This is a genomic window from Desulfonatronospira thiodismutans ASO3-1 (genome assembly GCF_000174435.1).
Classification (GTDB): Bacteria; Desulfobacterota; Desulfovibrionia; order Desulfovibrionales; family Desulfonatronovibrionaceae; genus Desulfonatronospira; species Desulfonatronospira thiodismutans.
This window is the reverse complement of the sequence record NZ_ACJN02000003.1, coordinates 850,896-864,062: the sequence shown is the minus strand read 5'-3', so window position 1 is coordinate 864,062 and position 13,167 is coordinate 850,896. Positions and strand designations below refer to the sequence as shown.

The 13,167-nt window shown below is 54.9% G+C and carries 16 protein-coding genes; 9 read left to right on the top strand and 7 right to left on the bottom strand.

All coding sequences use genetic code 11. The features are described from left to right. The first annotated feature begins 131 nt into the window (after positions 1-131). Positions 132-1,103 carry an aldo/keto reductase gene (locus tag DTHIO_RS15865; protein WP_040418831.1) on the top strand — a complete coding sequence of 324 codons (972 nt, stop codon included), beginning with the start codon at positions 132-134 and terminating at the stop codon, positions 1,101-1,103. A 12-nt stretch (positions 1,104-1,115) separates the two neighbouring features. Here DTHIO_RS15865 and hflX read toward each other — a convergent pair whose 3' ends face one another. Then, a complete protein-coding gene (gene hflX / locus DTHIO_RS15860) occupies positions 1,116-2,441 on the bottom strand; it encodes a GTPase HflX (RefSeq protein WP_244156381.1) in 1,326 nt (441 codons plus the stop codon). On the opposite strand from hflX, the gene DTHIO_RS22505 reads away from it, so the two are divergent. After that, entirely contained in the window at positions 2,442-2,741 is a 300-nt protein-coding gene (locus tag DTHIO_RS22505) for a hypothetical protein (RefSeq protein WP_244156380.1), read from the top strand. Positions 2,742-2,770: 29 nt separating this feature from the next. On the opposite strand, the gene DTHIO_RS15855 is transcribed toward DTHIO_RS22505, so the two are convergent. From DTHIO_RS15855 to DTHIO_RS15850, 3 genes are all read right to left on the bottom strand, one after another. Then, a complete protein-coding gene (locus DTHIO_RS15855; protein WP_008871275.1) occupies positions 2,771-3,364 on the bottom strand; it encodes an IMP cyclohydrolase in 594 nt (197 codons plus the stop codon). Positions 3,365-3,446: 82 nt separating this feature from the next. Beyond that, complete coding sequence (locus tag DTHIO_RS22745; protein ID WP_279614630.1) at positions 3,447-3,572, bottom strand: hypothetical protein; 126 nt, start codon at positions 3,570-3,572, stop codon at positions 3,447-3,449. 438 nt (positions 3,573-4,010) lie between these two features. Beyond that, positions 4,011-4,571 carry a tetratricopeptide repeat protein gene (locus DTHIO_RS15850; protein ID WP_008871274.1) on the bottom strand — a complete coding sequence of 187 codons (561 nt, stop codon included), beginning with the start codon at positions 4,569-4,571 and terminating at the stop codon, positions 4,011-4,013. Positions 4,572-4,867: 296 nt separating this feature from the next. Between DTHIO_RS15850 and flgB the strand changes: the two genes are divergently transcribed. The 7 genes from flgB to DTHIO_RS15815 all read left to right on the top strand — a co-directional run bounded on the left by flgB (position 4,868) and on the right by DTHIO_RS15815 (position 10,900). Continuing rightward, positions 4,868-5,278, top strand: coding sequence for a flagellar basal body rod protein FlgB (flgB, locus tag DTHIO_RS15845; RefSeq protein WP_008871273.1), 411 nt, complete (start codon positions 4,868-4,870; stop codon positions 5,276-5,278). Beyond that, the gene (gene flgC / locus DTHIO_RS15840) at positions 5,278-5,718 is read left to right on the top strand and encodes a flagellar basal body rod protein FlgC (RefSeq protein ID WP_008871272.1); all 441 of its coding nucleotides are present in this window, start codon (positions 5,278-5,280) and stop codon (positions 5,716-5,718) included. The genes flgB and flgC overlap by 1 nt, the downstream gene beginning before the upstream one ends. 60 nt (positions 5,719-5,778) lie before the next feature. Then, positions 5,779-6,099 (top strand): flagellar hook-basal body complex protein FliE, encoded by a 321-nt coding sequence (fliE, locus tag DTHIO_RS15835; RefSeq protein ID WP_008871271.1) that lies wholly within the window; start codon positions 5,779-5,781, stop codon positions 6,097-6,099. A 67-nt stretch (positions 6,100-6,166) separates the two neighbouring features. Further along, positions 6,167-7,765, top strand: coding sequence for a flagellar basal-body MS-ring/collar protein FliF (gene fliF / locus DTHIO_RS22130; protein WP_008871270.1), 1,599 nt, complete (start codon positions 6,167-6,169; stop codon positions 7,763-7,765). After that, a complete protein-coding gene (gene fliG, locus DTHIO_RS22125; RefSeq protein ID WP_008871269.1) occupies positions 7,766-8,773 on the top strand; it encodes a flagellar motor switch protein FliG in 1,008 nt (335 codons plus the stop codon). It abuts the gene before it with no gap. Beyond that, positions 8,760-9,488, top strand: coding sequence for a FliH/SctL family protein (locus DTHIO_RS15820; protein ID WP_008871268.1), 729 nt, complete (start codon positions 8,760-8,762; stop codon positions 9,486-9,488). The genes fliG and DTHIO_RS15820 overlap by 14 nt, the downstream gene beginning before the upstream one ends. After that, complete coding sequence (locus DTHIO_RS15815; protein ID WP_008871267.1) at positions 9,485-10,900, top strand: FliI/YscN family ATPase; 1,416 nt, start codon at positions 9,485-9,487, stop codon at positions 10,898-10,900. Before DTHIO_RS15820 ends, DTHIO_RS15815 begins: the two co-directional genes overlap by 4 nt. 8 nt (positions 10,901-10,908) lie before the next feature. Here the strand turns inward: DTHIO_RS15815 and rfaE2 are convergent, their stop codons facing one another. The 3 genes from rfaE2 to DTHIO_RS15800 form a co-directional block, all read right to left on the bottom strand. Further along, positions 10,909-11,388 carry a D-glycero-beta-D-manno-heptose 1-phosphate adenylyltransferase gene (rfaE2, locus tag DTHIO_RS15810; RefSeq protein WP_008871266.1) on the bottom strand — a complete coding sequence of 160 codons (480 nt, stop codon included), beginning with the start codon at positions 11,386-11,388 and terminating at the stop codon, positions 10,909-10,911. Positions 11,389-11,449: 61 nt separating this feature from the next. Then, a complete protein-coding gene (hemW, locus tag DTHIO_RS15805) occupies positions 11,450-12,577 on the bottom strand; it encodes a radical SAM family heme chaperone HemW (protein ID WP_008871265.1) in 1,128 nt (375 codons plus the stop codon). 35 nt (positions 12,578-12,612) lie between these two features. After that, entirely contained in the window at positions 12,613-13,167 is a 555-nt protein-coding gene (locus tag DTHIO_RS15800; protein ID WP_008871264.1) for an epoxyqueuosine reductase QueH, read from the bottom strand.

Below are 13,167 nucleotides of genomic sequence, written 5' to 3'. Positions count from 1 at the left end.
CATAGAAGAAAAGTAACCATTCAGGGGGCAGGTATCGGCCATCAGTCACCACCGAGGACCGCCTGAATGCTTGCATCAATGGACTGTCTCTTGTCCTGTATGGAAAACAATTCAGCCTGAAAGCAGAATTTATGCAAAAAAAGATGGACCGCAGGAAATTTATGTGCACCACTGCCGGGGCGGTTGCCGGACTGGGAATAACCGGTATTGAAGCAGCGGGCGGCCCGGCAGCTGTGTCTGCAGCTGATGCAGACTCAAAGGACATGCCCAGAAGAAAGCTTGGACGCACCGGTCACCAGGTATCCATATTCAGCCTGGGCGGCGAAGCCACAGTGCAGCAGTCCGGCAGGCAGGACGAGGCAGAAGCCATAATAGACAAGGCTCTGGATCTTGGGGTAAACTATATCGACACCTCTCCTACATACGGTGGAGGAGGCAGCGAGAGCAACATCGGCCAGGTCATGTCCCGCAGGCGAAAGGAGGTTTTTCTGGCCTCCAAGACCCAGGACCGCACCTACGATGGGACCATGCGCCTGATCGAGCAGAGCCTGAAACGCCTGCAGACTGACTACCTGGATTTGTATCAGGTGCACAGTGTCCGGGTAAATGATGACGTGGACCAGGCCTTAGGCAGGCAGGGGGCGGTCCGGGCCATGGAAAAGCTTAAATCGGAAAAGGTCATCCGCAACATGGGCATCACCGGGCACAAGGACCCGGATGTGCTTATCCGGGGCATAACCCGCCATGATTTCGACACTGTCCTTCTCACCCTCAACGCTGGAGACATACATTACCGGCCATTTCAGGAGGATCTTCTGGAAAAGGCGGCAGAAAAGCAGATGGGAATTATCGCCATGAAGGTAACCGCAGTCAGCCGCATTCTCAAACCCGGAGGTGCCGTTTCCATGCAGGAAGCCCTGGGATATACTTTAAGTTTTCCAGTAAGTACAGCCATCATAGGCATCTCCAGCTTAGAAGAGGTGGAGGAAAACGCCCGCATTGCCAGGGAGTTCGAAGCTTTCTCCAGCGATGAACTGGCCAGGATAGAAGACAAGACCCGCCCCCACCAGGATCAGGCCAACTTTTTCAAGCACCACTGGTGAAAACCGGCAGGTCTAAAGCAGTCTTTCCAGGGTCTGTACAAGGGGAGTCAGGGTTTCTTCTTCCTGGGCGCTGGCGGGAATTGCATCCCGAAATACGTTCTGCAGGATTTCTTTTCTGTCCTGGGTTACCAGGTCCCACTTGTTCAAAACCATGACCAAAGGCTTGTCTTCAAGCTCAAGGAGCCTTAGCAGGCCCTGCACCGCTTCCACCTGCTCCTCCACCTCGGGGTGGGAGGCGTCAGCCACGTGTACCAGCACCCTGGCCAGGGAAAGCTCTTCCAGGGTGGCCATGAAAGCCTCGCGCAAGTCTTCAGGCAGATCCTTTATAAATCCCACAGTGTCGGTGAGGACCACCTCTCTTTCATCGGGAAAGCGCAGCCTGCGGCTGGTGGGGTCCAGGGTGGCGAAGAGCTTGTCTTCGGCCAGGATCCTGCTGCGGGTCAAAGTATTGAGCAGGGTGGACTTGCCGGCATTGGTATAGCCCACTAAGGAAATCACAGGGACATCAGTTTCCACTCGTCTGGCCCGGATATTTTCCCTGTGTCTGCGCAGCTTCTGCAGTTCGTCCTTGATCCTGGTAATGCGGTCCCTGATTTTGCGCCTGTCCAGCTCCAGCTTGGTTTCTCCGGGGCCTCTTCCACCGATTCCCCCGGCCAGGCGGCTAAGGGCTCGGTCCTGCTGGATGAGCCTGGGCAGGGTGTATTTGAGCTGAGCCATTTCCACCTGCAGCTTGCCCGCCCTGGAAGTGGCCCGCTGGGCAAAAATGTCCAGGATAAGCTGGGTGCGGTCAATAACCTTCCTGTCGGTAATGGAGGTCAGGTTTCGAAGCTGGGTGGGGCTCAGTTCCTGGTCGAATATGATAACCGATGCATTGGATTGCAGAGCCATGACTTCCAGTTCGGCAACCTTGCCTTTACCCATAATGGACTTGGGGTTGACCCTGTGGACCCTTTGAATCAGTGTATCCGACACTTCAAGGCCGGCGGTCCCGGCCAGGGCAGCCACTTCCTGCAGGGACCTTTCCTGTTCCTGCCTGGGACGGGTGTCCACGCTGACCAGGAGGGCATTGCCCTCGGCAGATACTTCCTGTGCAGTGCCTTCCCTGCCCAGTTCTTTTTCCAGAGATTCCACGCTGGCCTGATGGTCTGCTCCGGCCCTGCTCCAGTGCAGCGAGGGGTAAATCCTGTAGGGGGTTCGCTCGCGGTTGGGAGGCATGAGGTGGGCCCACTGGAACTGGTCGGGAAATCCCTGGGGATCCACCGTGATGACCGATATGGAATCCAGACGCAGAAACACCATGTCCATGAGGTCTTCGTCGGTGAGGCAGGTGCTGCCCATATGAGTATGCAGCAGTCTTACCCCGCGGAGCCTGCCGCTGCTCTCCCGGAGCCGGTCCAGGGCAGGAATGAGTATGCCTCCCTGGTCGCCCACGATTACCATGAGCACATGTCCGCGGCGGTCTATGATCAGGCCGATCTGTCTTTTTGTCTGGTGGGTCAGGCTGGCAAGTTCCCTGGCCTGCTCCGTGGTAAACCCGGAAGATGCAGGGAACTTGCGGAAGTAAAGCCTGGACAGGGCCTTGAGCTGGTGCGGCTTAAGGCCGGTGAGATTTCCAAAAGGTTTGTGAGCTATAAGTAATCTCCGTCTTGTTGGTTTAAGCGTAAGGGTTATATTTTCTGGTTGAAGTACCCCGAGATGACCTGGTCATAGCGGCTGGTTTTTGCGAAGGTAAAAGATGCCGTTTTAATCCTGAAGTCCAGGTCTATACCTTTTTTATCACGGAGCATATCCATGCAGGGCTGGTAAAATTCCGGGTCGGGCAGAACGCAGATGCTGGCGTGATTTTTGGCGGCTGCCCGCAAAAGGGTGGGACCGCCGATGTCGATCTGCTCAACAGCCTTTTCAATCCCGGGGTCGTCCTGGACTGCCTGTTCAAAGGCATAAAGATTCACGCAGACAATGTCTATGGGCTGAATGTTCATGGAGTCCAGGGTATCCATGTGCTCCGGGTTGTCTTTGTCCGCCAGGACCCCGGCATGAATATGGGGATGCAGCGTCTTGACCCTGCCGCCCAGAATTTCGGGGAACCCGGTGATATCGCTGACCGAGGTCACAGTTACACCGCTGTCCTGCAGCATTTTTTTGGTTCCTCCAGTGGAAATAATTTCCACTTCCATGGACGACAGAAACTGGCCCAGTTCCGTAATCCCGGTCTTGTCCGTAACACTAACAAGCGCTCTTTTTACAGGCAATAACTGCATTTGCTTTTCTCTCCTTTTTTGAAAAGAATGCCAAAAAGTTTTGCAAAAGACAAGTATCCGGCAGGGCAATTGCGGACCGGATTTAAGATTTCCAGTAAACCCGGTCCTGGATGGTCTTGGGGAGGAAAAGGAGAATGGTTTGCAGCTTATGCCTGAAGCGTTTGGTCCGGGTAGTCAGGTGCCGGCAAAATATGGAAGTGGTTTTCATACAACCACCCCTGCCCCTCCTTGCCCAAGGAGGGGAGTTTAGTGGAAGTGGTTTTCATACAACCACCCCTGCCCCTCCTTGCCCAAGGAGGGGAGTGGGCACAGTGCTCTTGACTCTGCTCAAGCCTGGAGTTGAGTCTTTGTTCGTCAAAATGCTCAAGCCGGGAGTTGAGCAACCATTCAGTGCCTCAATCGGCCCGGGGACAGTCCCCGCGACACCTTTTTCAGCACAATACAAAAAGTACATGCGCGAAGTTTTGTGAGCTTGCACAGTTAGTACATAGCGGGGGACAGTCCCCTGGGCCTGGTGCAAGTAATCACCATCGGGGAGCCCCCTGAATGGTTACGGAGCAGATACTCTGCCCGCAATACTGTCCAGAGGCTGCAGTCTGAACAGTTGCTTATCTTAGACAGCTGTCATCTGCGCCTGCAAAAAAAATCAGGCAACATTTGCCAGGAGTTCACCGGCCGCGGTGTTTTCGGGGTCCTGCTCCAGGATCCTGCGCGCATGCTCTTGCGCCTCACTGGCATGGCCCAGGGTCTTGAGGCAGCCGGCCAGGGCAAACCTGACGTCATTATTTTCAGGCTCAACTTCCAGATAAGCTTCCAGATAGGGCAGCACTTCCTGCAGCCTCTGCAGCCCATGGCCGACCTGCACCATGGCCAGCAGGGCCACTAGGTTGGAGGGCTTGAGGGTCAGGGCCTGTTGCAGGAGTTCAAAGGCCTTTTCCAGTGAGCCTATTTCAGCTTCTACCAGGGCCAGGCCTGCAAGGGCCTTGTCGCTGGCTTCCACGCTGCTGGCTTTGGAGTACAGGGAGTGGGCCTTCTGCAGTTCTCCCTTCTGAACCGCTATGGTGGCCAGGCCGAGATAGGGCTCGGCGTGCACGCCGTTGGAACCCGCCGCCTTTTTATAGTGCTCTTCTGCTTTATCCAGTTCTCCCATGAACAGGTAGCTTTCACCCAGCTCCTTGTTGATTTGGTAATCCAGACTGTTGTCCATGACATTCCTCCGTGGTTGTTGGTCAAAATTTTCTGAATGATTCTTTTGAAGCAAAATGTATGCCTGTATTCCCTGAGAAGGATTTTGTTGCCAGGTCCTGGAGCAGATAACAATTAACAATTAACTGATAACTTTTAACTCGCAGCCGGGAAAAGGCCGCGAAAGGCCCGGCTGGTGAACAGGCAGGAGGTCAGCCGGTATTATGGAACAGGAGTTGCTAATAAAGGAGCTAAGGTTGATTGTTTGAAACATTAAACCAGAAACAGCAGTAGAAATATTTTAAAGGAGAACAACAGATGAAAGCTTTATTCGGCGATCACATCCAACTGACTTCCAGGGTGCTGGACATGCGCCTTGAGCGTCAAAATGTTGTCTCTTCCAACCTGGCCAATGTCAAAACACCGGGGTACCAGGCCAGGAGAGTAGAGTTTGAAGAGCAGCTGCAATCAGCCCTGAACCTTGACGCCAGGGGCAAGATGGCCAGGACCGATCCCGGGCATGTATCAGGCGCTTTTGATCCCCAGGGGTTTAATGCTCAGTTTATAAAAAGCATGGAGCCCAGGGTTTACCAGGGGGAAGACGCCGTGGACCTGGACAAGGAAATGTCCATCATGTCCCAGAATACCTTGATGTACAATGCCCTTAGCATGGTGCAGCAGAAAAATTTTCAGGGACTTAAAACTGTAATCAGGGAAGGAGGACAATAATGAGTTTCATGAAATCTCTGGATATAGGCGCATCGGCCCTCAGTGCAGAGCGCACCCATCTTAACGTCATTTCCATGAACCTGGCCAATGCCAATACCACGCGCACCCCTGAAGGCGGACCTTATGAGCGTAAAAGCGTGCTGTTCAGGTCCACTCCACTGGAAACGCCTTTCGGCCATGCCATGCAGACCGAGCTGGAAAGGGAGCTTCGCGGGGTCAAGGCCCAGAAGGTGATGACGGACCAGCGCCCCTTTAAGATGGTTTACGATCCGGCCCACCCGGATGCAGACCAGGAGGGCTACGTCAAGACCCCGGATATCAATGTAGTTGAAGAAATGGCCAATATGTTGACCGCCATGCGAACCTACGAGGCCAATGTGTCTGCTGTGACCAACACCAAGAACATGTTCAACAAGGCCCTGGAAATCGGGCGGGGTTAATCCGGTCCAAAAAAACTGTGCCTGCCGCCCGGATAAAAGGCTGAAAGCAAGGAGAGAGACATGTCAGTTTCACCCATGGCCCTGAAGGCCTACACCGATGCTATGCAGACCGGCCAGAACATGGCCGGAGGGAAAGCTGCTTCAGGCAGCAACAAGGCATACAATGATTTTGCGGACACGCTCCAGTCTTCTCTTGGGGAGGTAAATAACCTCCAGACCGATAAAAAAGAGATGATAGAGGCCTTTGCTTCCGGAAAAACCCAGAATGTGCATGAACTGATGATCAGCCTGGAAAAGGCCGGTGTAGCCATGCAGATGACTTCCGCTGTTCGAAACAAGGTCATGGAGAGCTACAGGGAATTGATGCAGATGCCTTTTTAGAATTTTGCCTGTTGTTTTCGATTAAGATCACCAAACCTGAACCCTGAACCAGATAAAGGATTCCAGCATGCCCCCGTTCATTCAAGATCTGCAGGAAAAAGTTACCAGTCTGTGGTCCAGCAGCTCGGTGCCCCAGCGCATTCTGGTGGCCGGGCTCGGCCTTTCGGTCATTGCTGCTTTTGCCTTTCTGATGTTTTTCATCACCAGGCCGGATTACCGGGTTTTGTCCTCGGATCTGTATCCCGAGGATGCCTCCAGGGTGGTGGAGATCCTGGAAAGTGAGAACGTGCGCTACCAGCTCGAGGATGACGGCACTACCATTCTTGTTCCCGCAGACCAGGTGCACAAGATGCGTCTGGCCATTTCCGGGGAAGGTGTCCTGCGCGGGGAAGGTATGGGTTTCGAGCTTTTTGACGATACAGGCATAGGCCAGACTGACTTTGTGCAGAACGTCAATTATCAGCGGGCCCTGCAGGGTGAGCTGGCCCGGACCATATCAGAATTCTCCGAGGTGGAACACGCCAGGGTGCACCTGGTTATGCCTGAACGCAGTCTCTTTATTGAAGAAGAGACTCCGCCTTCGGCCTCCATAGTCCTTCAGCTCAGGTCCGGGCAGAGGCTGGAGTCCAGCCAGATCCAGAGCATTGTCAACCTGGTGGTCACCGGTGTCGAAGGAATGGACAGCGACAGGGTGACCATATCAGACACCAGCGGCAGGGTACTCTACGAGCCCCAGAAAGATCTCCTGGACGGTATGAGCAGCACTCAGCTGGAATACCAGCTCAATTTTCAAAGGGACCTGGAACGGCGTATCGAACATATGCTGACGCCTTTTGCAGGTCCGGGCAGGGTTATAGCCAAAGTGAATGCGGACCTGGATTTCGACAGGCGCACAACCAGGCAGGAAATTTTTGATCCTGACGGAAGCGTTGTCCGCAGTGAACAGAGATCCACTGAGGAAAGCAGTGGCGGGACCTTTATGGAGGAAGGCGTGCCTGAGCCGGATTTTCAGCAGGGATTTGAAGGGCCGGCCACCACTCAGGAGACCTCCAGGTCCGACAGGACCACGAATTTTGAGATCAGCCGTGAAGAGCACAATATAGTGGCCTCAGTGGGCAGCGTGGACCGGTTGAGTGTAGCTGTACTGGTAGACGGGCAGCATGTTACTGACGATGCCGGGGAAATGGTTTACGAGCCCCTGGCTGACGAGGAGATGCAGAGGATTCAGCAGCTGGTGGAAAGGGCGGTGGGCTTTGATCAGGAACGCGGAGATTCCATAGAGGTCAGCAGTGTTGATTTCGGCGCCCCCGAAGTAGAGCCGGAACCTACCCTTATGGACAACCTGGCCCAGTATTTCCAGACCTTTGGCAAGCCCCTGCTCAACGCCCTGCTGGTTTTACTTTTCCTCCTTCTTGTGGTAAGGCCCATTATCATGACCATATTGAAGCCCAAGGTTGCCGAAGAAGAGGGAGAGGAAGCCGAGGGTCTGCCCGAGGGCGGCGAGAGAGAAGCCCTTGCTCCCGGCATGAGCGAGGAGGAAGTGGAAGGCATGCAGGACCAGAAGCGTGTGGAAGGCATCAAGGTCTTTGCCTCCCAGCTGGCCGAGGAGAACTTTGACCAGGCCTTTGCAGTAGTTAAGAAATGGCTTAAAGAGGAGAGGGTATAAGTGCCTCCGGAAAAGTTGAGCGGTGTCCAGAAGACAGCCATCCTGCTCCTGGCCCTTGGAGACAGTTTTACGGCCGAAGTCTTCAAGCGCCTGGACAAGAATGAGATCACCAGCGTGTCCAAAGCCATGCTGGAGATGGAGTCCGTGCCCAAGGAAAAGGCCGAGGAGGTCCTGAAGGAATTCAACCAGACCCTGGTTGCGGGCAAGGAAATGCTCATGGGAGGACCTGATCATGTCAAGCGAATGCTTACCAAGCTTCTGGATTCGGACACAGCCAAGTACGTCATGGACGCCCTGGAGCTTGACACCGGACCGGCTCCTTTCCGGGAACTGATAAATGTCAGTCCCAAGATTCTGTCCCAGATTCTGCGCAACGAACACCCCCAGACCCTGGCGCTTATTACGGGGCATCTGCCTTCGGAAAACGCCGCTGAACTTTTGCAGAACCTGCCCCACGGGATACGCACCGAAGTGCTCATGCGTCTGGCCAGGCTGGAGGCTGTTCCCGAGGACATGCTCATGGAGGTGGACAAGGTGCTGCAGAACCAGCTTATAGCCATAGGAGCCAAAGAAGGCCGCAAGGTGGGCGGGGTTCAGGCAGTGGCCGAGATACTCAACTCTGTGGAAAGAAGCGTGGAGGAGGAGGTCCTTTCGGATATCGAGGAAGAATCCTCGCAGATGGCCGAAGATATCCGCCAGCTCATGTTTGTGTTCGAGGATATCCAGGCGCTGGACGACAGGGCGGTGCGCGAGCTTTTAAAGGAAATCAGCAACGAAGACCTGACCATGGCCCTCAAGACTTCTTCAGAAGAACTAAAGAGCAAGTTTCTTTCCAATCTTTCCGAGAGGGCCGCGGGCATGATCCAGGAGGACCTGGAAATCATGGGGCCGGCCAAGCTTTCCGACGTGGAGGCGGCCCAGCAGAATATTGTCAAGTCCGTGCGCCGACTGGAGGCTGAGGGCCGCATAGTTATAGCCGGCAAAGGAGGAGGGGATGTCCTTGTCTGATAATACCGGCAAAGCCAGGATGGGCCGGGTTATTTTCGGCCTGCAGAGCAGGGGCCTGGAGGAGATGGACCGGGAGGCTGAAAGTGCCGCCAGGACCATTACTCCTGACCAGGAGCAGGAGTTTCTGGGGCGGGTCAAGGAAAAGGCCAGGGAAAAGGCTTCGGAAATATTGAACCAGGCCATGCAGGAAGCCAGTCAGATGCGCGAGGACTCGGTGAAACAAGGGTATGAAGAAGGCCTGAAAAATGCCAAAGCAGAAATAGAAAAGCAGAAAAAGGACCTGGCCCAGAAGTTTGAGAAATTTTTAAGCCAGATGCACAAGGAAAAAAAGGATATATGCGAAAGGCACCGGGAAAACCTGGTCATGGTCATGCAGGCAGGCCTGGAAAAGGTAGTGGGTCAGAAGATCGATGATGACTATGCCCGGGTGATGGAGTCTCTTCTGCGTGAAGCCCTGGAGCAGATGGAACAGTCCAGGGAGCTGACCATTAAAGTCCATGAAAATGACCAGGAACTGATAAAGAACCTGCTGGCAAAGGCCGGCGATGAGCATCCAGAACTTGGCAAATGCAAAGTCAGAGCCTCCAGAAAGATCCAAAAGGGCGGCCTGGTGCTGGAAAGCGGTCAGGGCATGGTGGATAACACCCTGGACAGCAGGTACAGCAAGGTCAGGGAAGTGGTGGACAAGATTTCCTTGAAAGAGGACGGCTCATGAGCCTGGATGCCGGGGCGTGCCTGGATCTGGTCCGGGATATGAACCCGGTGATGACCTACGGCAAGGTAACCAAGGTGGTGGGTCTGGTGGTGGAAGGCCGTGGACTCAAGGCCCCCCTGGGGGCCATATGCCAGCTTCTGCCCGACGAGGCTCACGAGGACAGCGCCATCAATGCCGAGGTTGTGGGGTTTAGAGACGGGGCAGTACTTTTTATGCCTTACGGGGATATGCGCGGCATTAAACCAGGCAGCCTGATCCGCAATTCTTCCATGCCGCCTTTGTTCCCCGTGGGCAGCAAGTACCTGGGTAAGGCGGTGGATGCCTTCGGCACCCCCCTTGAGGACGACGGCTCAATCATACCCCAGAAATACTACCCTCTTTACGCTGCCCCCTTAAACCCCATGCAAAGACCAAGGATAGACGAGCCCCTGGACGTGGGCATCAAGTCCATCAATTCACTGCTCACCCTGGGCAAGGGCCAGCGCGTGGGGATCATGGCCGGTTCCGGCGTGGGCAAGAGTACGGCCATGGGCATGATGGCCAGGTACACGGAAGCCGATGTAAACGTCATCGCCCTGGTTGGAGAACGTGGCAGGGAAGTACTGGAATTTATAGACAAGGACCTGGGACCCGAAGGTATGGCCAGGTCCGTACTGGTGGTGGCCACCTCGGATCAGGGGCCGCTCATCAGGATGCGGGCGGCCTATGCAGCTACGGCCATGGCTGAGTATTTCCGGGACCAGGGCAAGGACGTCCTGCTCATGATGGATTCCGTGACCAGGTTTGCCATGGCTGCGCGCGAAGTGGGCCTGGCCGCTGGCGAACCTCCCACCACCAGAGGATATACTCCAACGGTATTTTCCCATCTGCCCAAGCTCCTGGAACGAACAGGCAAGAGCGGTAAAGGCAGCATCACCGGCATCTATACCGTACTGGTGGAAGGAGACGACTTTAACGAGCCCGTGGCCGACGCGGTACGTTCAATCCTGGACGGGCATATCGTGCTCACCCGGGAACTGGCTGACCAGGGCCATTTTCCGGCCATTGATGTCTTAAAAAGCGTCAGCAGGCTCAGAAAAGACGTGACCCCGGAGGACGTGGTCAAAGCCGGGCAAAAGGTCATCCGCCTTCTGGCAGCCTACGAAAAGGTGGAGGATATGATCAATATCGGGGCCTACGTCAAGGGCAGCAACCAGGAGATAGATCAGGCAGTGCGGCTGGTAAGGCCCATCAATGATTTTCTGCGCCAGGACATCGAGGAGAAATTCACCCTGCAGCAGAGTTTTCAGCAGATGCAGGCTCTTTTGCACCTGGATGAATCAGGCCCCGGCAGCCAGGCTCAGGAAAGCGCTCAGACCCGCAAGACCACCCAGGGCGGCAGCAAAAAGAAACAGGCAGGGAAGAAAAAGTAGCCGCTCTGTCAGAAGCCGCGTTTGATTCTTTCCAGGATACCGGTGGTGGAGCAGTCCCGGATAAAGGGGATGCTCAGCACCTCCCCGCCGAGGCCCTGGACAATGTCCCGGCCGACGATTTTTTCCACTGGCCAGTCCCCTCCCTTGACCAGGATGTTCGGGCGTACCTTTTCTATGAGACTGTACGGAGTGTCCTCCCCGAAGATAATTACCTGATCCACGCAGCCCAGGCCGGCCAGGACCCTGGCCCGGTCGGTTTCGGTATTCACCGGTCGGTCAAGACCCGGCTTGATGCGCTTTACTGATGAGTCGCTGTTTACACCCACCACCAGCAGATCCCCCAGGGAGCGCGCTTTTTCCAGGTAGTCCACGTGACCGGCATGCAGGAGGTCAAAACAGCCGTTGGTGAATACAATTTTTTGACGCAAAAGGCTGTGTCTTTTTTCTGCAAAGTCGGGGGCTGTGATTATCTTGTTTGTGCTGTTCATCTTGCGAGTTAAAAGTTATCAGTTAATTGTTAATGGTTGAAAAAAAAGTTTTATTGTAGTGCTACTCCATGAATTTTTCCAGGATGCTGTCGCTGACCAGCATGCCGTTTCTGGTGAGGCGCAGATAGCCGTGGGCCATGCGTATCAGGTTGTTCTGATGCAGGGCCTTGATTATCCCGGCGTACCTGCGGCTGAAGCTCTGACCTGTGAGATGTTTGTAATCATGTAGATTGAGCCCCCTGGAGGTCCGCAGGGAAAGCATGACCAGTTCATTTACTTTACGGGTGTAAGACAGTTTTTCAAATTCCAGGTCACTGAAATTTTTTCCCCCCAGGGTCTGGTAATCGCGGATTGCCGGGGGGTTTTGCCACCTGGTGCCGTCTATTGTGGATACAGCTGAAGGGCCTGCTCCCAGAAAGGGCTCTCCTGCCCAGTAGCCCAGGTTGTGCTTGCAGCTGTATCCCATGCGGGCGAAGTTGGATATTTCATACTGCAGAAATCCGCAGGACTCCAGGTATTCGGCACCGTGCATATACATTCTGGCCTGGGCACGTTCCTCCGGCATTTCCAGTTCTCCGGCCCGGATCCGGGCTGTGAGCCTGGTGCCCGGCTCAAGGCCCAGGCCGTAGCAGGATAAATGGTCCGGTGCAAGATGAACTGCATGAGCCAGTTCACCCAGCCAGCCCTTGAGGGTCTGCCCGGGAATCCCCCAGATGAAATCCAGGCTGAGTAGGGCGAAGCCTGCCTGGCGGATCATGCGGGCGGCTTTTATGGCCTGCCTGGAATCGTGGCCCCTCTCCAGGGTACCCAGGAGCTGGTCATCCAGGCTCTGCATCCCCAGGCTGATCCTGTTTATGCCCATGGAAGAAAAGACCTGCAGGTCATCCATCTCCAGGATGTTCTCCGGGTTGGCTTCCAGGGTGAATTCGCATCCAGGCACGGGGTCAAAGTTTTTGTATACAGCGTCCACAATCCGGGCCAGGGATGCAACTGGGAGTACAGTGGGGGTGCCGCCGCCCATGTATATGCTGGTTACTTTTCTGTGCTGTATCTGTCTGCTGCGTACCTCCAGTTCCTGCTGCACAAGGCGCAGGTAGACAGCGGCGGGCTCCTGGATATACTCCTGGGAGGCAAAAGCGCAGTAGGCGCATTTTGTGCGGCAGAAAGGAACGTGAATATAGAGCAGCATAAGCCGTACAAAGGGGTTTGCAGTAGCGGTGAAAACTACTGTTCATTTTGTGGCAGGCTGCTCTTGAATCTTTCAAACTCGCTGTAGATGCAGCCGCAGTAATTCTGGCGATAAAGTCCCATGGCCCGGGATTTTTCTGTTCCCTGTTGCCAGCCTGGGCGGAAATCCTGGTCCAGAAATCGGCATTTTTCAGTCTCCAGGGTCCTGCCCAGGGCGAGGATCTGTTCAAAAGGCTGCATTCTGCTGAACATGAGGGTGGTGGAGAAAAAGTTGAAGCCGCCTCTGCGGGCTGCTGAGAGTGTACGTTCCAGGCGCATCTGATGGCAAAGAAAGCATCTTCTGTCTTCGCGAAAGGCCACCTGGCGCAGAAAGACCCGGGGATCCACGTCCTGATCCTGAAAAATCATCCTGATGCCAAGCTCGCCGGCAGCCTGCTCTGCGGCCTCCCTTCTCAAAAGGTATTCCTGCAGGGGCTGGATATTTGGATTGTAAAAAAATCCCATTACCTCATGGCCCTGCTCCAGAAGAGAAGTCACCGGGAACACCGAGCACGGACCGCAGCAGATATGCAGAAGCACCCTGGAGGGCAA

Coding starts and splice junctions, on each gene's coding strand:
- DTHIO_RS15865 (WP_040418831.1), top strand. CDS start 132: ATGCAAAAAAAGATGGACCGCAGGAAATTTATGTGCACCACTGCCGGG.
- hflX (WP_244156381.1), bottom strand. CDS start 2,441: ATGGGCAGCACCTGCCTCACCGACGAAGACCTCATGGACATGGTGTTT.
- DTHIO_RS22505 (WP_244156380.1), top strand. CDS start 2,442: ATGAGTATGCAGCAGTCTTACCCCGCGGAGCCTGCCGCTGCTCTCCCG.
- DTHIO_RS15855 (WP_008871275.1), bottom strand. CDS start 3,364: ATGCAGTTATTGCCTGTAAAAAGAGCGCTTGTTAGTGTTACGGACAAG.
- DTHIO_RS22745 (WP_279614630.1), bottom strand. CDS start 3,572: ATGAAAACCACTTCCATATTTTGCCGGCACCTGACTACCCGGACCAAA.
- DTHIO_RS15850 (WP_008871274.1), bottom strand. CDS start 4,571: ATGGACAACAGTCTGGATTACCAAATCAACAAGGAGCTGGGTGAAAGC.
- flgB (WP_008871273.1), top strand. CDS start 4,868: ATGAAAGCTTTATTCGGCGATCACATCCAACTGACTTCCAGGGTGCTG.
- flgC (WP_008871272.1), top strand. CDS start 5,278: ATGAGTTTCATGAAATCTCTGGATATAGGCGCATCGGCCCTCAGTGCA.
- fliE (WP_008871271.1), top strand. CDS start 5,779: ATGTCAGTTTCACCCATGGCCCTGAAGGCCTACACCGATGCTATGCAG.
- fliF (WP_008871270.1), top strand. CDS start 6,167: ATGCCCCCGTTCATTCAAGATCTGCAGGAAAAAGTTACCAGTCTGTGG.
- DTHIO_RS15820 (WP_008871268.1), top strand. CDS start 8,760: ATGTCCTTGTCTGATAATACCGGCAAAGCCAGGATGGGCCGGGTTATT.
- DTHIO_RS15815 (WP_008871267.1), top strand. CDS start 9,485: ATGAGCCTGGATGCCGGGGCGTGCCTGGATCTGGTCCGGGATATGAAC.
- rfaE2 (WP_008871266.1), bottom strand. CDS start 11,388: ATGAACAGCACAAACAAGATAATCACAGCCCCCGACTTTGCAGAAAAA.
- hemW (WP_008871265.1), bottom strand. CDS start 12,577: ATGCTGCTCTATATTCACGTTCCTTTCTGCCGCACAAAATGCGCCTAC.